The sequence below is a fragment of the Pseudomonas sp. CFSAN084952 genome (genome assembly GCF_009648855.1).
In the GTDB taxonomy this organism is placed as follows: Bacteria; Pseudomonadota; Gammaproteobacteria; order Pseudomonadales; family Pseudomonadaceae; genus Aquipseudomonas; species Aquipseudomonas paracarnis.
In genome coordinates, this window is the sequence record NZ_CP045767.1 from 661,785 (window position 1) to 677,683 (window position 15,899).

Genomic DNA, 15,899 nt, shown 5'->3' on the forward strand with positions numbered 1-15,899 from the left:
AAAACCTGGGCAGCCTTCAGGCCGAAACGCGTGGAATGGTGTCGTCGGCGCGCAGGGTGAAGATCTCATAACCGGTGTCGGTGACCAGCAAGGTGTGTTCCCACTGGGCCGAGAGCTTGCGGTCCTTGGTGATGGCGGTCCAGCCGTCGCCCAACACCTTGGTGTCGGCCTTGCCCTGGTTGATCATCGGTTCGATGGTGAAGGTCATGCCGGCCTTGAGTTCCATGCCGGTGCCCGCACGGCCGTAGTGCAGAATCTGCGGCTCTTCGTGGAACACTTTGCCGATACCATGGCCGCAGAATTCGCGCACCACCGAGAAGCCGTTCTTTTCCGCGTGCTTCTGGATCACTTCGCCAATGTCACCCAGGCGGCAGCCGGGTTTGACGATCTCGATGGCCTTGTACATGCATTCCTGGGTGACCTGGGACAGGCGCTCGGCCCACACTGGCACGTTACCGACGTGGAACATGCGGCTGGTATCGCCGTGGTAACCATCCTTGATCACCGTAACGTCGATGTTCAGGGTGTCGCCGTCTTTCAGTGGTTTGTCGCCCGGAATGCCGTGGCAGACCACGTGGTTGATCGAGGTGCAGATCGACTTGGGGAAACCTTTGTAATTCAGCGGGGCAGGGATGGCTTTTTGCACGTCGACTATATAGTCGTGGCAGATACGGTCCAGCGCTTCGGTGGTGACGCCGGGCTTGACGTGTTCGGCGATCATTTCCAGCACGTCGGCAGCCAGTTTGCCGGCAACGCGCATGCCTGCGATGTCTTCGGCGGTTTTCAAGGTAACGGTCATACAGGCTCTCTCTAGCGCGACGCGCTGAAATCAATACGGTTCACGGGGGCGCGACAAAGGGTTACAACATTCGCGCAAGTCCCAAAAAACGCGATTCTAACAGACGATGCTGGCAAATCATGCGCGTCTGGTGATCGCTTCTCTCTATGAGGTAGAGGCATGTTGGCTGTATTCAAGGGCTTACGCAAAGGCGGCGACCGGCAAATGTGATTGCGGGTTTCGTTTTTGCCGATGCTGTGGTATAAAATGCGCCGCTTTCCGGGGATACCCCGCAAAGCTTAAATCCACACACGTGTCGACACGATGACCTGGGTGCCGGAGGCCTTGATGCCGCTGGTTGGTCATTGGGATACGTGGAGGCCAAACCCGACTTATTAAGGAACTATCATGTCCCAAGTCAACATGCGCGATATGCTGAAGGCCGGTGTGCACTTCGGTCACCAGACCCGTTACTGGAACCCGAAAATGGGTAAGTACATTTTCGGCGCGCGTAACAAGATTCACATTATCAACCTTGAAAAAACCCTGCCAATGTTCAACGAAGCGCTGACTTTCGTAGAGCGTCTGGCCCAGGGCAAAAACAAGATCCTGTTCGTCGGCACCAAGCGTTCCGCTGGCAAGATCGTTGCTGAAGAAGCAGCACGTTGCGGTTCTCCGTACGTCGATCACCGCTGGTTGGGCGGCATGCTGACCAACTTCAAAACCATCCGTGCTTCCATCAAGCGTCTGCGTGACCTTGAAGTACAAGCCGAAGACGGTACTTTCGCCAAGCTGACCAAGAAAGAAGCGCTGATGCGCTCCCGTGACCTGGAAAAGCTCGATCGTTCCCTGGGTGGTATCAAGGACATGGGCGGTCTGCCTGACGCACTGTTCGTGATCGACGTTGATCACGAGCGCATCGCGATCACCGAAGCCAACAAGCTGGGCATCCCGGTTATCGGCGTAGTCGATACCAACAGCAGCCCGGAAGGCGTTGACTACATCATCCCAGGCAACGATGACGCAATCCGCGCCATCCAGCTGTACATGGGTTCGATGGCTGACGCTGTAATCCGTGGCCGCAACCACGTTGCTGGCGGTACCGAGCAGTTCGTTGAAGAAGCTCCGGTAGCTGCCGCTGAGTAACTGACGCCCTGGCGTTGACTCAGTAAGCAAAAAGGGGGCTTGGCCCCCTTTTTGCCACCTCGAAAACCATTTGTCGGCAGCGCAGCTACATTATTTGTAACGTGCAGCGGCCTACAACGGAGATTCGGGAAGAATTGATCGCCCGTTTGATCGGGTGGAATGGTTGAAAACCTATCCAAGAGGATTTTGAAATGGCAGAGATTACTGCAGCGTTGGTTAAAGAACTGCGTGAGCGTACTGGCGAAGGCATGATGGATTGCAAAAAGGCCTTGACCAAGGCCGGCGGCGACATCGAAAAAGCCATTGATGACATGCGTGCTTCCGGCGCCATCAAGGCTGCCAAGAAAGCAGGCAACGTGGCTGCTGAAGGCGCTATCGCTCTGAAAGAAGACGGCAAATCCGCCGTTCTGCTGGAAGTGAACTCCCAGACCGACTTCCTGGCTCTGCAGGATGACTTCAAAGCATTCGTTGCTGCCAGCGTCGAAAAAGCTTTCGCTGACAAGCTGACCACTGTTGAGCCTCTGATCGAAGCTCAAGAAGCAGCTCGCCTGGTACTGGTCGGCAAGGTTGGCGAAAACGTCAACATCCGTCGCCTGGTTCGCGTTGAAGGTGACGTAGTTGGTGGCTACCTGCACGGCAACAAAATCGGTGTTGCAGTTGTTCTGAAAGGCGGCGACGTTGAACTGGCCAAAGACATCGCGATGCACGTTGCTGCGAGCAACCCTGAGTTCCTGCTGCCTTCGGAAGTTTCGGCCGAAGCGATCGAGCGTGAAAAAGCTGTGTTCCTGCAGCTGAACGAAGAAAAAATCAAAGGCAAGCCAGAAAACATTGTTGAGAACATGGTCAAGGGCCGTATCAGCAAGTTCCTGGCCGAAGCAAGCCTGGTTGAGCAGGCGTTCGTCAAGAACCCTGAAATCAAGGTTGGCGAACTGGCCAAGAAAGCCGGTGCTGAAATCGTTTCCTTCACTTACTTCAAAGTAGGCGAAGGCATCGAGAAGCCGGTCGACAACTTCGCTGAAGAAGTTGCTGCCCAGCTGGCTGCCGCCAAGCAATAAGACAGTTCCAAACTGTCGCCGAAAGAGGCTGCCCGCTCACGCGCGCAGCCTCTTTTCAAATGGGAAGGCCAATTTTATTTGGTTTCCTCTCGGAACTGGCTTACAAAGCCGTGTTCCGATGGCGCTGTGACAGCGTCCAGCTAGAGTGAACGCAAGCCGTAAACGGCTCGCCAAGAATTTTTAAAAAATACGCCGCAGGAGAGATTCGCAATGGCTCAGCAGGGCAGTGGTTATCAGGCTCGCTATAAACGCATTCTACTCAAGCTCAGCGGCGAGGCCCTGATGGGCTCGGAAGAGTTCGGGATCGACCCTAAGGTGCTTGACCGCATGGCGCTGGAAGTCGGCCAATTGGTCGGTATCGGTGTGCAGGTCGGCCTGGTGATTGGTGGTGGCAACCTGTTCCGCGGTGCGGCACTCAGTGCTGCCGGTATGGACCGGGTTACCGGCGACCACATGGGCATGCTGGCCACTGTGATGAACGCCTTGGCCATGCGCGACGCCTTGGAGCGCGCCAATATCTCGGCCATTGTGATGTCGGCTATTTCCATGGTTGGCGTGACCGATCATTATGATCGCCGCAAAGCCATGCGCCACCTGAACTCCAAGGAAGTGGTGATCTTTGCCGCTGGCACAGGTAACCCGTTCTTCACCACCGACTCGGCCGCATGCCTGCGTGCTATCGAAATCGATGCCGACGTGGTGTTGAAAGCGACCAAGGTGGATGGCGTTTACACTGCAGACCCATTCAAAGACCCGCATGCCGAGAAGTTCGATCATCTGACCTACGATGAAGTACTGGATCGCAAGCTGGGTGTCATGGACCTGACCGCTATCTGCCTGTGCCGCGACCACAAGATGCCGCTGCGCGTATTTAACATGAACAAGCCCGGCGCCCTGCTGAATATCGTACACGGCGGCGCAGAAGGGACTCTGATCGAGGAAGGCCAACAATGATCAACGAAATCAAGAAAGACGCCCAGGCGCGTATGCAGAAATCCCTGGAATCCTTGAGCCACGCCTTTGGCCAGATCCGTACTGGCAAGGCGCACCCAAGCATCCTGGGCAGCGTGATGGTGCCTTACTACGGTTCCGACACCCCGCTCAGCGGTGTAGCCAACGTGACCGTGAAGGATTCGCGCACCCTGCAAGTTGTGGCCTTCGAGCGCAACATGCTCGCGGCTGTCGACAAGGCTATCCAGAGTGCCGGCCTGAACCTCAACCCGACCAACCTGGGCGAGTTGCTGCTGATCTCCATGCCAGCCCTGACCGAAGAAACCCGAAAGGGCTTCACCAAGCAGGCGCGCAGTGCTGCTGAAGATGCGCGCGTTGCCGTGCGTAACATCCGCCGCGATGCGCTGGGCGACCTGAAGAAACTGGTCAAGGATAAGGAAATCAGCGAAGACGAAGAGCGCCGTGCCATCGCTGATATCGACAAGCTGACCAAGGACGCCGAAGCCCAGATTACCAAGGCGACCGAAGAAAAAGAAAAGGACCTGATGGCCGTATAAGGGGTCAGGACGCCTTCATGGAAAAGACCAAGCAGACTGTGCCCTCCGTGGTGCCGCGCCATGTCGCGATCATCATGGATGGGAATAATCGCTGGGCGAAAAAACGCTTTATGCCGGGTGTTGCCGGGCATAAAGCGGGTGTTGACGCGGTAAGGGCGGTGATTGAAGTGTGCGCCGAGGCCAAGGTCGAAGTGCTGACCTTGTTCGCGTTCTCCAGTGAGAACTGGCAGCGGCCCGCCGATGAGGTCAGCGCCTTGATGGACCTGTTCTTCAAGGCCTTGCGTCGTGAGGCCAAGCGCCTCAATGACAACAACATCAGTCTGCGCATCATTGGTGATCGTTCGCGGTTCCATCCGGAGCTGCAAACGGCCATGCGCGAAGCCGAGGCCATCACTGCCGGCAGTAACCGTTTTGTACTGCAGATCGCAGCCAACTACGGTGGCCAGTGGGATATCGCCCAGGCTGCACAGCGGCTGGCCCGCGAAGTGCAGGCCGGCCATCTGCGCCCGGACGACATCACGCCCGAACTGTTGCAAACCTGCCTGGTGACCGGCGACCTACCGTTGCCGGACTTGTGCATTCGTACCGGTGGCGAGCATCGCATCAGCAATTTCCTGCTGTGGCAGCTGGCCTACACCGAGCTGTACTTCTCCGACCTGTTCTGGCCGGACTTCAAACACGATGCCATGCGTAATGCACTGGCCGATTTCGCTTCCCGTCAGCGTCGTTTCGGTAAAACGAGCGAGCAGATCGAAGCTGGAGCCCGGGTTTAAATGCTTAAACAACGAATCATCACAGCGCTGATCCTGCTGCCGATTGCCTTGTGCGGTTTTTTCCTGCTCGACGGTTCCGGCTTTGCGCTGTTCATCGGCTTGGTCGTGACCCTTGGGGCGTGGGAATGGGCGCGCCTGGCAGGTTTCGTCAACCAGTTGCCGCGTGTGGCCTATGCCGCCGTGGTCGCGCTGTTGTTGTTCTTCATGTACATCCTGCCGGACATCGCGCCCTGGGTGCTGGGAGCAGCAGTGTTGTGGTGGGCGTTGGCGACGTTCCTGGTACTCACCTATCCACGCACCAGTGGCCAATGGTCCAGCGTGGCCTGCAAGCTGGTGATCGGCCTGGCGATCCTGTTGCCGGCCTGGCAAGGGCTGGTGGAAATCAAGCGTTACCCGCTGGGCAACGAATTGATCCTGGCTGTAATGGTGTTGGTATGGGGTGCTGATATCGGTGCCTACTTCTCGGGTAGAGCCTTTGGCAAACGCAAGCTGGCCCCGGCCGTAAGCCCCGGCAAGAGCTGGGAAGGCGTATACGGCGGCCTGGCCTTGACGCTGCTGATCACCTTGGTGGTCGGTGTGGTGCGTGACTGGTCGGTAAAGGAAGTGCTTCTGGCCTTGCTGGGGACGGCTATTGTCGTCTTCATCTCGGTGGTGGGCGACCTTACCGAGAGCATGTTCAAACGCCAGGCGGGCATCAAGGACAGCAGTAACCTGCTGCCAGGCCATGGCGGTGTGCTTGACCGTATCGACAGCCTCACCGCTGCGCTGCCTATTTTTGCCGTGCTGTTGTGGATGATCGCTTCGTGAGCCGCCTGCAGCAGGTTACGGTGCTGGGCGCGACCGGCTCGGTCGGGCTCAGTACCCTTGATGTCATAGCGCGTCACCCCGATCGCTATCAAGTTTTCGCCCTGACCGGCTTCACGCGTTTGCGCGAGTTGCTGGCCTTGTGCGTGCGTCACTCGCCGCGCTTTGCCGTGGTGCCTGAGGCGGCTGCGGCTCGTAATCTGCAGGAGGATCTGCGGGCTGCCGGGCTGGCTACTCAGGTATTGGTCGGCGAGGCAGGGTTGTGCCAGGTCTCGGCCGATGCGGACGTGGATACCGTCGTGGCGGCGATTGTCGGTGCAGCCGGTTTGCGCCCGACCTTGGCGGCAGTCGATGCTGGCAAGAAAATCCTGCTGGCCAACAAAGAAGCCTTGGTCATGTCCGGCGCACTCTTTATGCAGGCGGTGCGTAAGAGCGGCGCGGTGCTGCTGCCTCTGGACAGCGAGCACAACGCCATCTTCCAGTGCATGCCCGGTGATTTTGCCCGCGGCTTGAGCCAGGTCGGCGTGCGCCGGATTTTGCTGACGGCATCGGGTGGCCCATTCCGCCAGACTCCGTCGGCCGAGCTGGACCATGTGTCTCCCGATCAGGCATGCGCTCACCCGAACTGGTCCATGGGGCGCAAAATCTCCGTGGATTCGGCGAGCATGATGAACAAGGGCCTGGAGTTGATCGAGGCATGCTGGCTGTTCGATGCGCGGCCTGACCAGGTTGAGGTGGTCATTCATCCACAAAGTGTGATCCATTCCCTGGTCGATTACGTGGATGGCTCGGTGTTGGCGCAGTTGGGTAACCCGGACATGCGCACACCGATCGCCAACGCCTTGGCGTGGCCTGAGCGGATTGATTCCGGCGTAGCACCGTTGGACCTGTTTGCAATTGCGCGCCTGGACTTCGAAGCTCCAGACGAGCAGCGTTTCCCTTGTTTGCGCCTGGCGCGGCAAGCGGCCGAGGCGGGTAACAGTGCCCCGGCGATGCTTAACGCGGCCAACGAAGTGGCCGTGGCGGCGTTTCTTGAACGGCGCATCCGCTTTCCGCAGATCGCGAGTATCATCGAGGACGTCCTGGCGCGTGAGCCGGTAGTGGCAGTGAATGACCTGGAGGCGGTGTTTGAGGCCGACACCAAGGCCCGAGCCCTGGCCGGGCATTGGTTGGATCGCAATGCGGGTTAGGCCGCGGGCAGGTTTGAGTCTTCAGGCATTGGATTGAAATGCGGAGAAATTAGATGAGTGCGCTCTACATGATTGTCGGCACCCTGGTTGCTCTGGGTGTGTTGGTGACCTTCCACGAATTCGGCCACTTCTGGGTGGCGCGTCGTTGCGGCGTCAAGGTATTGCGCTTTTCCGTCGGTTTCGGCATGCCGTTGTTGCGCTGGCATGATCGCCGCGGCACTGAGTTTGTCATTGCTGCTATCCCGTTGGGCGGCTACGTCAAGATGCTCGATGAGCGGGAAGGCGAAGTGCCTGCAGACCAATTGGACCAATCCTTCAATCGCAAGACCGTTCGTCAGCGTATCGCGATTGTCGCGGCGGGGCCGATTGCCAACTTCCTGTTGGCGATGGTGTTCTTCTGGGTTTTGGCCATGCTGGGCAGCCAGCAGGTGCGCCCGGTCATTGGCGCGGTCGAAGCCGACAGCATCGCGGCCAAGGCGGGCCTGACGGCAGGGCAGGAAATTGTATCGATTGATGGCGAACCCACCACAGGGTGGGGCGCGGTCAATTTGCAGTTGGTGCGTCGCCTGGGTGAAAGCGGCACCGTCAATGTGGTGGTGCGTGACCAGGACTCCAGCGCCGAAACCCCGCGGGCATTGGCGCTGGACCATTGGCTCAAGGGCGCCGATGAGCCCGATCCGATCAAATCCCTGGGGATCCGCCCTTGGCGTCCGGCCTTGCCGCCGGTGCTGGCCGAACTCGATCCAAAGGGGCCGGCCCAGGCTGCTGGCCTGAAAACCGGTGATCGCCTGTTGGCCCTTGATGGTCAGGCGCTGGGTGACTGGCAGCAGGTGGTCGACCTGGTGCGTGTGCGCCCTGATACCAAAATTGTGCTGAAGGTTGAGCGCGAGGGTGCTCAAATCGACGTCCCCGTGACCTTGTCGGTGCGAGGGGAAGCCAAGGCGGCCGGCGGATACCTGGGTGCCGGGGTCAAAGGTGTCGAATGGCCGCCATCGATGGTGCGAGAGGTCAGTTTCGGGCCTTTGGCCGCGATTGGCGAGGGTGCGAAACGCACCTGGACCATGAGCGTGCTGACCCTCGAATCCCTCAAGAAAATGTTGTTCGGTGAGCTCTCGGTAAAAAACTTGAGTGGACCGATAACCATTGCTAAAGTGGCGGGCGCTTCTGCCCAGTCGGGTGTCGCGGATTTCCTGAATTTCCTGGCTTATCTGAGTATTAGCCTTGGGGTTCTGAATTTGCTGCCCATTCCAGTATTGGATGGGGGGCATCTGCTGTTTTATCTGGTCGAGTGGGTGCGTGGTCGCCCCTTGTCGGATCGGGTGCAGGGTTGGGGGATACAGATTGGTATCAGTTTGGTGGTCGGGGTGATGTTGTTAGCCCTGGTCAACGATCTGGGACGTCTGTAACGCTTCGCTGAATTGCGAATCTGCCGCATTTTGCGGCAGTTTGTTTATTGCCAGTTGGAATAAGAAAGGACTTCATGAAACGTCTGCTGCTAACTGCGGTTCTCACCGTATTGATGATCGCCGAAGTTCACGCCGAGTCCTTCACCATCTCCGATATTCGCGTCAACGGCCTCCAGCGGGTTTCCGCGGGTAGCGTCTTTGGTGCCTTGCCGTTGAACGTCGGGGAACAGGCGGATGATCGTCGCCTGGTGGAATCCACTCGTGCGCTGTTCAAAACGGGGTTCTTTCAAGATATCCAACTGGGTCGCGAAGGTAACGTCCTGGTCATCACGGTCGTCGAGCGACCTTCCGTCGCGAGTATCGCGATCGAAGGTAACAAGGCCATCTCCACTGAAGACCTGATGAAGGGCCTGAAGCAATCGGGCCTGGCCGAGGGCGAGATCTTCCAGCGTGCAACCCTTGAGGGTGTGCGTAACGAGTTGCAACGCCAGTACGTCGCCCAGGGCCGCTACTCCGCGACCGTGGAAACCGAAGTGATCCCCCAGCCTCGTAACCGTGTGGGCCTGAAGGTCAACATCAACGAAGGCACCGTGGCCGCCATCCAGCACATCAACGTCGTGGGCAACACCAAGTTCCCTGATGAAGACCTGGTCGACCTGTTCGAACTCAAGACCACCAACTGGTTGTCGTTCTTCAAGAACGATGACAAGTACGCCCGTGAAAAACTCTCCGGTGACCTGGAACGCCTGCGCTCCTACTACCTGGACCGTGGCTACATCAACATGGACATCGCTTCGACCCAGGTGTCCATCACCCCGGACAAGAAGCACGTCTACATTACCGTCAACGTCAACGAAGGTGAGAAGTACAAGGTTCGTGACGTCAAGCTCAGCGGTGACCTGAAAGTGCCTGAAGACCAGGTCAAGTCCCTGTTGCTGGTGCAGAAGGACCAGGTGTTCTCGCGCAAGCTGATGACCACTACCTCTGAGCTGATCACCCGCCGCCTGGGTAACGAAGGCTATACCTTCGCCAACGTCAACGGCGTGCCGACCCCGAATGATGAAGACCACACCGTGGACATCACCTTCGTCGTCGATCCGGGCAAGCGTGCCTACGTCAACCGCATCAACTTCCGAGGCAACACCAAGTCTGCGGACGAAGTGCTGCGTCGTGAAATGCGTCAGATGGAAGGTGGCTGGGCTTCGACCTACCTGATCGACCAATCCAAGACCCGTCTTGAGCGCCTGGGCTTCTTCAAGGAAGTCAACGTCGAAACCCCGGCCGTACCGGGTGTGGATGACCAGGTTGACGTGAACTACGCCGTTGAAGAACAAGCCTCGGGTTCGATCACTGCCAGTGTCGGTTTCGCCCAGAGCGCCGGTTTGATCCTGGGTGGTTCCATCACGCAGAACAACTTCCTGGGTACCGGTAACCGTGTGTCCATCGGCCTGACCCGCAGCGAATACCAGAGCCGATACAACTTCGGCTACACCGACCCCTACTGGACTGCAGACGGCGTGAGCCTGGGCTACAACGCCTTCTACCGCACCACCGACTACAAAGACCTCGATGTTGACGTTGCAAGCTATGCGATCGACAGCCTGGGTGCTGGTGTCAACGTGGGTTACCCGATCAGCGAAACCTCGCGCCTGACCTTTGGCCTTACCGCCCAGCAGGATGAGATCAAGACCGGTGTGTACACCGTGGACGAAATCTTCGACTTCACCCGTCGTGAAGGCGACAAGTTCCTGAACTTCAAGGCGTCTGCCGGTTGGTCCGAGTCGACCCTGAACAAAGGCGTACTGGCAACCCGCGGCCACTCCCAGAGCCTGACTGCGGAAGTCACCACGCCGGGCAGCGACCTGTCGTTCTTCAAGCTCGACTACCGTGGCCAGTTGTTCCAGCCGTTGAGCGATAACTACACCATGCGCCTGCACACAGAGCTGGGCTATGGCGACGGTTATGGTTCGACCGATGGCTTGCCGTTCTATGAAAACTACTATGCAGGTGGTTTCAATTCGGTACGTGGTTTCAAGGACAGCACCTTGGGTCCGCGTGGTACGCCAAGCCGCGGTGTTGACCGGACTGGTAACCAGGGCACTGTCGCTGACTCGGACAACGACCCGCTGCCATTCGGTGGTAACGTGTTGATCCAGGGTGGTGCGGAGATTCTGTTCCCGCTGCCGTTCGTCAAGGACCAGCGTTCCCTGCGTACTTCTGTCTTCTGGGACGTGGGTAACGTGTTCGACTCCAAGTGCGAACAGATCAAGAACCCAAGTGGCTTGAAGTCCAACACTCAGTGCAACGACGTAAGCCTCAGCAACCTGGCGAGCTCCGTGGGCGTGGGTGTGACCTGGGTGACTGCGCTGGGCCCGTTGAGCTTTGCTCTGGCCATGCCGATCAAGAAACCGGATAACGCTGAAACCCAGATTTTCCAATTCTCCCTCGGCCAGACGTTCTAAGCGTCTGACCTAAGATAACGACAACGGATTCTGTAGGAGTACATCGTGCGTAAGTTGACTCAATTGGTCTTGCTGGCCACTGTGCTGGTCACCACCCCGGCCTTCGCCGAAATGAAAATCGCGGTCCTGAACTATCAGATGGCCCTGCTGGAGTCCGATGCGGCCAAGCGATACGCCGTGGATGCCGAGAAGAAATTCGGTCCGCAACTGACCAAGCTCAAGACGCTGGAAAGCAGCGCCAAGGGTATCCAGGACCGCCTGGTAGCCGGTGGCGACAAGATGCAGCAAGGCGAGCGCGAGCGTCTGGAGCTTGAATTCAAGCAAAAGGCCCGTGACTACCAGTTCCAATCCAAGGAGCTAAACGAAGCCAAGGCTGTGGCCGACCGCGAAATGCTCAAGCAGCTCAAGCCTAAATTGGACAGCGCTGTGGAAGAAGTCATCAAGAAGGGTGCCTTTGACCTGGTGTTCGAGCGTGGCGCCGTGATCGACGTCAAGCCTCAATACGACATCACCCGCCAGGTGATCGAGCGCATGAACCAGCTGAAGTAAACCATGACAGCGACTATCAAGCTCGGCGAGTTGGCCGAGTTCCTGGGGGCCACCTTACGTGGCTCCAAGGAGAAAGAAATCACTGGGCTAGCCACCTTGCAGGAGGCTGGCCCAGCTCAGTTGAGCTTCCTCGCAAATCCTCAATACCGTAAATACCTGGTCGACTGCCAGGCCGCAGCCGTGTTGCTGAAGGCCGCTGACGCCGAAGGGTTTACCGGGGATGCGCTGGTGGTGGCCGACCCGTACCTGTCGTACGCCAAGGCGTCGCACCTGTTCGATCCCAAGCCGAAGGCGGCTGGCGGTATTCACCCGTCTGCCGTGATCGCCGAGGATGCCCAGGTTGACCCTGCCGCCAGCATCGGTGCGTTTGCCGTGATCGAGAGCGGGGCGCGTATTGGTGCTGGTGTCACCGTGGGTGCCCACTGCTTTATCGGTGCACGCTGTGAAATTGGTGCCGATGGTTGGCTAGCCCCCCGCGTGACTCTCTACCACGATGTGCGTATTGGTCAACGTGTGGTCATACAGTCCGGTGCTGTTATCGGCGGCGAAGGCTTTGGCTTTGCCAACTCCAAAGGTGTCTGGCACAAGATTGCCCAGGTCGGTGGCGTACTGATCGGCGACGATGTGGAGATCGGTGTGAACACTGCTGTGGATCGCGGAGCCTTGGCCGATACCGTGATCGGTAACGGTGTGAAGCTCGATAACCAGATCCAGATCGCTCACAACGTACAGATTGGCGATCACACCGCCATGGCCGCCTGCGTGGGTATTTCCGGCAGCACCAAGATCGGCAAGCATTGCATGCTCGCCGGTGGCGTGGGGCTGGTGGGGCATATCGACATTTGCGACAACGTCTTCATCACCGGCATGACCATGGTGACCCACTCGATCACAGAGCCAGGGGCCTATTCATCCGGTACCGCGATGCAACCTGCGGCCGAATGGCGCAAGAGTGCCGCGCGTTTGAGGAAGATCGACGACATGGCACGACGTATCAAACAGCTTGAAAAGCGTGTCGGGGACGTGACCCCTGGCGGTAATGCTTCATCAGAAGGCTGATACCATTTCCATATCAAGTGTGCGCGGCCGCTAGACGGCCTCCTTGATTTGCTAGCGGGGCGTGCGCCTGGTGCGCCCGCCCCCAATCTTTATTACAGGCTTCCCCCCGAAATGATGGACATCAACGAGATTCGCGAATACCTGCCTCACCGTTACCCGTTCCTGCTGGTGGACCGCGTAGTGGACCTCAACGTCGAGGAAAAGCGCATTCGTGCCTACAAGAATGTCAGCATCAACGAACCATTCTTCAATGGTCACTTTCCTGCGCATCCAATCATGCCAGGTGTGTTGATCATCGAAGCCATGGCCCAGGCTGCCGGTATCCTTGGTTTCAAAATGCTCGACCTCAAGCCTGCCGACGGCACGCTTTACTATTTCGTGGGTTCCGACAAACTGCGTTTTCGCAACCCGGTCACCCCGGGTGACCAGTTGATCCTGGAAGCCAAGTTCATCAGTTGCAAACGCCAGATCTGGAAGTTTGAATGCCAGGCCTCGGTAGATGGCAAGCCGGTGTGCTCTGCCGAGATCATCTGTGCGGAACGCAAACTATGAGTTTGATTGACCCTCGCGCAATCATCGATCCGTCGGCCGTACTGGCCGCCGACGTTGAGGTCGGCCCTTGGTCGATCGTCGGCGCAGGTGTGGAAATCGGCGAGGGGACTGTCATCGGGCCGCACGTGATCCTCAAGGGTCCCACCCGAATTGGCAAACACAATCGTATCTACCAGTTTTCCTCGGTAGGCGAAGACACCCCGGACATGAAGTACAAGGGTGAAGAAACACGCCTGGTCATCGGTGACCACAACATCATTCGTGAAGGCGTCACCATTCACCGCGGCACCGTGCAGGATCGCGCCGAAACCACCTTGGGTGATCACAATCTGGTCATGGCCTATGCGCACATCGGCCATGACAGCGTGATCGGCAACCATTGTATTCTGGTCAACAACACTGCGTTGGCAGGCCATGTGCACGTTGATGACTGGGCGATCCTCTCCGGTTTTACCCTGGTGCATCAATACTGCCACATCGGCGCCCACAGCTTTTCCGGCATGGGCACCGCCATCGGCAAGGATGTCCCGGCGTTCGTGACGGTGTTCGGCAACCCTGCCGAAGCCCGTAGCATGAACTTCGAGGGCATGCGTCGTCGCGGTTTCAGCGAAGACGCCATCCACGCCCTGCGCCGTGCCTACAAGACGGTTTACCGCCAAGGGTTGACCGTGGAACAGGCCTTGGCCGAGTTGGCCGAGCCTGCCACGCAGTTCTCGGAAGTCGCGGTGTTCCGTGACTCCATCCAGACCTCGACTCGCGGCATCACTCGCTGATCATGGCCACTCTGCGTATTGCGCTCGTGGCCGGTGAAGCTTCCGGCGATATCCTGGGTGCCGGCTTGATGCGGGCGCTCAAGGCCCAACATCCGGCGGTGGAATTTATCGGGGTCGGTGGCCCGTTGATGCAGGCCGAAGGCCTGACCTCCTACTTCCCCATGGAGCGCCTGTCGGTCATGGGGCTGGTGGAAGTCTTGGGGCGCCTGCGTGAGCTGCTGGCTCGCCGCAAGCTGTTGATCAAGACACTGATCGAAGAACAGCCTGACGTCTTTATCGGCATCGATGCGCCGGATTTCACGCTCAATATCGAACTCAAGTTGCGCCAGGCCGGGATCAAGACCGTGCACTACGTCAGCCCATCCGTGTGGGCGTGGCGCCAGAAGCGTGTGTTGAAAATCCGCGAAGGTTGCGACCTGATGCTGACCTTGCTGCCATTCGAAGCCCGGTTCTACGAAGAGAAGGGCGTGCCGGTGCGGTTTGTCGGCCACACCCTGGCTGACGCCATTCCCTTGCAAGCTGATCGTGCGGCTGCGCGTGCCGAGCTGGGCTTGCGCGATGGCCCCTTGGTTGCGTTGATGCCAGGGAGCCGTGGCGGCGAGGTAGGACGTTTGGGAGCGCTGTTTTTTGATGCCGCCGAACGTCTCCAGGCGCAAAAGCCGGGGATCCGCTTTGTACTGCCCTGTGCCAGCCCACAACGCCGTGCCCAGATCGAAACCCTGCTGGAAGGTCGCAGCCTGCCGTTGACGCTGCTCGATGGCCAGTCCCACCTGGCCCTGGCAGCCTGCGATGCGGTGTTGATCGCCTCGGGCACTGCCACGCTTGAGGCCTTGCTGTACAAGCGGCCGATGGTCGTGGCCTATCGCCTGGCGCCACTGACCTTCTGGATCCTCAAGCGCATGGTCAAGAGCCCTTACATTTCCTTGCCCAACCTGCTGGCCCAGCGCCTGCTGGTCCCGGAGTTGTTGCAGGACGATGCAACGCCCGAAGCGCTTGCGCAAACCCTACTACCCTTGATTGACGGCGGCGAAGAGCAGACCCGTGGTTTCGACGATATTCACCGCACGTTACGCCGTGATGCCTCGAACCAGGCGGCCGACGCCGTGTTGACCTTGATCGGCCATAAACAGGAAGCCTTATGACCATGCAAATGGGCCTGGATTTCAGCCTCGTTGCCCAGGCCCACGAACTGGTGGCGGGTGTTGACGAAGTCGGGCGCGGTCCGCTCTGTGGCGCAGTGGTTACGGCGGCGGTGATCCTTGATCCGAACCGCCCGATCCTGGGGCTCAACGATTCGAAGAAGCTCACCGAAGCCCGTCGCGAAAAACTCTATGACGAAATCTGTGAAAAAGCCCTGAGCTGGCATATCGCCCGGGCTGAAGTCGAAGAAATCGACGAGCTGAATATCCTGCACGCCACCATGCTGGCGATGCAGCGTGCTGTGGAAGGGCTGCACATCACCCCGAAAATGGCGATGATCGACGGTAACCGCTGCCCTAAACTGACAATGCCGTCCGAAGCGGTGGTCAAGGGCGATAGCAAGGTTCCGGCCATTGCGGCTGCCTCGATCCTGGCCAAGGTCAGCCGCGACCGTGAAATGGCCGCGTTCGAATTGATCTATCCCGGCTACGGCATTGGTGGCCATAAAGGCTACCCGACCCCCGTTCATCTGGAAGCTCTGGCTCGGCTCGGCCCCACCCCGATCCATCGCCGCTCGTTTGCCCCGGTGCGCCAGGCTTATGAGGCCCGTGAAAGCCTGATCGAGGTTTAGCAGCAAGGCTGATGTTTTTACCCAGGCCCGGTACAATCCGGGCCTTGTTGTTTTCATGTATCAAGACAGGATC

Annotated in this window: 16 protein-coding genes; 15 read left to right on the plus strand and 1 reads right to left on the minus strand. The window is 58.5% G+C overall.

What is annotated here, in order from left to right:
- Nucleotides 1–16: 16 nt before the first annotated feature.
- A complete protein-coding gene (gene map / locus GH769_RS03030) occupies nucleotides 17–799 on the minus strand; it encodes a type I methionyl aminopeptidase (protein ID WP_003189156.1) in 783 nt (260 codons plus the stop codon).
- A gap of 387 nt (nucleotides 800–1,186) precedes the next feature.
- Here map and rpsB point away from each other — a divergent pair, with 387 nt between their 5' ends.
- The 15 genes from rpsB to rnhB all read left to right on the plus strand — a co-directional run bounded on the left by rpsB (nucleotide 1,187) and on the right by rnhB (nucleotide 15,826).
- Nucleotides 1,187–1,924: a 30S ribosomal protein S2 gene (rpsB, locus tag GH769_RS03035; RefSeq protein WP_003189158.1), complete on the plus strand. Its 738-nt coding sequence runs from the start codon at nucleotides 1,187–1,189 to the stop codon at nucleotides 1,922–1,924.
- Between the two features lie 191 nt (nucleotides 1,925–2,115).
- On the plus strand, nucleotides 2,116–2,979 hold the full coding sequence (gene tsf / locus GH769_RS03040) for a translation elongation factor Ts (protein WP_005785711.1): 864 nt from the start codon (nucleotides 2,116–2,118) through the stop codon (nucleotides 2,977–2,979).
- A 210-nt stretch (nucleotides 2,980–3,189) separates the two neighbouring features.
- Entirely contained in the window at nucleotides 3,190–3,933 is a 744-nt protein-coding gene (pyrH, locus tag GH769_RS03045; RefSeq protein WP_003189161.1) for a UMP kinase, read from the plus strand.
- Nucleotides 3,930–4,487 (plus strand): ribosome recycling factor, encoded by a 558-nt coding sequence (gene frr, locus GH769_RS03050; protein ID WP_032903250.1) that lies wholly within the window; start codon nucleotides 3,930–3,932, stop codon nucleotides 4,485–4,487. Before pyrH ends, frr begins: the two co-directional genes overlap by 4 nt.
- 17 nt (nucleotides 4,488–4,504) lie before the next feature.
- Nucleotides 4,505–5,260, plus strand: a complete 756-nt coding sequence (gene uppS / locus GH769_RS03055) for a polyprenyl diphosphate synthase (protein ID WP_003189167.1) — start codon at nucleotides 4,505–4,507, stop codon at nucleotides 5,258–5,260.
- Nucleotides 5,261–6,067, plus strand: coding sequence for a phosphatidate cytidylyltransferase (locus GH769_RS03060; protein WP_032903249.1), 807 nt, complete (start codon nucleotides 5,261–5,263; stop codon nucleotides 6,065–6,067). It abuts the gene before it with no gap.
- Nucleotides 6,064–7,254: a 1-deoxy-D-xylulose-5-phosphate reductoisomerase gene (gene ispC / locus GH769_RS03065; RefSeq protein WP_014717232.1), complete on the plus strand. Its 1,191-nt coding sequence runs from the start codon at nucleotides 6,064–6,066 to the stop codon at nucleotides 7,252–7,254. The genes GH769_RS03060 and ispC overlap by 4 nt, the downstream gene beginning before the upstream one ends.
- Before the next feature lie 53 nt (nucleotides 7,255–7,307).
- Nucleotides 7,308–8,660, plus strand: a complete 1,353-nt coding sequence (gene rseP, locus GH769_RS03070; RefSeq protein ID WP_014717233.1) for a sigma E protease regulator RseP — start codon at nucleotides 7,308–7,310, stop codon at nucleotides 8,658–8,660.
- Between the two features lie 74 nt (nucleotides 8,661–8,734).
- Complete coding sequence (gene bamA, locus GH769_RS03075; protein ID WP_014717234.1) at nucleotides 8,735–11,122, plus strand: outer membrane protein assembly factor BamA; 2,388 nt, start codon at nucleotides 8,735–8,737, stop codon at nucleotides 11,120–11,122.
- A 45-nt stretch (nucleotides 11,123–11,167) separates the two neighbouring features.
- A complete protein-coding gene (locus GH769_RS03080; RefSeq protein WP_003189173.1) occupies nucleotides 11,168–11,671 on the plus strand; it encodes an OmpH family outer membrane protein in 504 nt (167 codons plus the stop codon).
- A 3-nt stretch (nucleotides 11,672–11,674) separates the two neighbouring features.
- Nucleotides 11,675–12,730: a UDP-3-O-(3-hydroxymyristoyl)glucosamine N-acyltransferase gene (lpxD, locus tag GH769_RS03085; protein ID WP_014717235.1), complete on the plus strand. Its 1,056-nt coding sequence runs from the start codon at nucleotides 11,675–11,677 to the stop codon at nucleotides 12,728–12,730.
- Nucleotides 12,731–12,841: 111 nt separating this feature from the next.
- Nucleotides 12,842–13,282: a 3-hydroxyacyl-ACP dehydratase FabZ gene (fabZ, locus tag GH769_RS03090; protein ID WP_003172281.1), complete on the plus strand. Its 441-nt coding sequence runs from the start codon at nucleotides 12,842–12,844 to the stop codon at nucleotides 13,280–13,282.
- Complete coding sequence (gene lpxA, locus GH769_RS03095; protein WP_014717236.1) at nucleotides 13,279–14,055, plus strand: acyl-ACP--UDP-N-acetylglucosamine O-acyltransferase; 777 nt, start codon at nucleotides 13,279–13,281, stop codon at nucleotides 14,053–14,055. The genes fabZ and lpxA overlap by 4 nt, the downstream gene beginning before the upstream one ends.
- Nucleotides 14,056–14,057: 2 nt before the next feature.
- Nucleotides 14,058–15,197 carry a lipid-A-disaccharide synthase gene (gene lpxB / locus GH769_RS03100; RefSeq protein WP_020300968.1) on the plus strand — a complete coding sequence of 380 codons (1,140 nt, stop codon included), beginning with the start codon at nucleotides 14,058–14,060 and terminating at the stop codon, nucleotides 15,195–15,197.
- 2 nt (nucleotides 15,198–15,199) lie between these two features.
- Nucleotides 15,200–15,826, plus strand: a complete 627-nt coding sequence (gene rnhB, locus GH769_RS03105) for a ribonuclease HII (RefSeq protein WP_161793220.1) — start codon at nucleotides 15,200–15,202, stop codon at nucleotides 15,824–15,826.
- The last annotated feature ends 73 nt before the right edge of the window (nucleotides 15,827–15,899 follow it).

Coding starts and splice junctions, on each gene's coding strand:
- map (WP_003189156.1), bottom strand. CDS start 799: ATGACCGTTACCTTGAAAACCGCCGAAGACATCGCAGGCATGCGCGTT.
- lpxB (WP_020300968.1), top strand. CDS start 14,058: ATGGCCACTCTGCGTATTGCGCTCGTGGCCGGTGAAGCTTCCGGCGAT.
- GH769_RS03060 (WP_032903249.1), top strand. CDS start 5,261: ATGCTTAAACAACGAATCATCACAGCGCTGATCCTGCTGCCGATTGCC.
- rnhB (WP_161793220.1), top strand. CDS start 15,200: ATGCAAATGGGCCTGGATTTCAGCCTCGTTGCCCAGGCCCACGAACTG.
- fabZ (WP_003172281.1), top strand. CDS start 12,842: ATGATGGACATCAACGAGATTCGCGAATACCTGCCTCACCGTTACCCG.
- tsf (WP_005785711.1), top strand. CDS start 2,116: ATGGCAGAGATTACTGCAGCGTTGGTTAAAGAACTGCGTGAGCGTACT.
- rseP (WP_014717233.1), top strand. CDS start 7,308: ATGAGTGCGCTCTACATGATTGTCGGCACCCTGGTTGCTCTGGGTGTG.
- lpxD (WP_014717235.1), top strand. CDS start 11,675: ATGACAGCGACTATCAAGCTCGGCGAGTTGGCCGAGTTCCTGGGGGCC.
- lpxA (WP_014717236.1), top strand. CDS start 13,279: ATGAGTTTGATTGACCCTCGCGCAATCATCGATCCGTCGGCCGTACTG.
- pyrH (WP_003189161.1), top strand. CDS start 3,190: ATGGCTCAGCAGGGCAGTGGTTATCAGGCTCGCTATAAACGCATTCTA.
- uppS (WP_003189167.1), top strand. CDS start 4,505: ATGGAAAAGACCAAGCAGACTGTGCCCTCCGTGGTGCCGCGCCATGTC.
- rpsB (WP_003189158.1), top strand. CDS start 1,187: ATGTCCCAAGTCAACATGCGCGATATGCTGAAGGCCGGTGTGCACTTC.
- bamA (WP_014717234.1), top strand. CDS start 8,735: ATGAAACGTCTGCTGCTAACTGCGGTTCTCACCGTATTGATGATCGCC.
- frr (WP_032903250.1), top strand. CDS start 3,930: ATGATCAACGAAATCAAGAAAGACGCCCAGGCGCGTATGCAGAAATCC.